This is a genomic window from Bacillus sp. 05T31, assembly GCF_056396725.1.
Map to the genome: position 1 here is coordinate 1 of NZ_JBFTMA010001479.1, position 379 is coordinate 379.

Here is a 379-nt window from a genome sequence, read left to right on the forward strand (position 1 = left end):
ATTCCAGACTCTAAAACAGCGTATCAATTATTTAAATCAAAAGAATTAGATTTATTAAGTGGTTTACCACAAGAGATGATTGAGAAAGAAAAAGGAAATAAAGAATATAAGCGTGTTGCAGGATTCTCATCTTATATTTATTCGTTTAACGTAGAAAAAGAGCCGTTTACAAATGCAAAAGTACGTAAAGCATTTTCATTAGCGGTTGATCGTAAGTTTATCGTTGAAAAACTGTATAAAAATAATGCACAAGAAGCATATGCTTTTGTTCCAGAAGGGGCAAAAACACAAGGCGGCCGTGATTTCCGTAAAGAAAAAGGCGATTACGTAAAATTTGATCCAGCGGAAGCGAAAAAATTATTAGAAGAAGGCATGAAAG

At 33.2% G+C, this 379-nt stretch carries 1 protein-coding gene; it reads left to right on the forward strand.

What is annotated here, in order from left to right; translation table 11 throughout:
- Positions 1–379 (forward strand): ABC transporter substrate-binding protein (locus AC1DJR_RS33935; protein WP_477004667.1); only part of this gene is annotated, 379 nt, incomplete at both ends.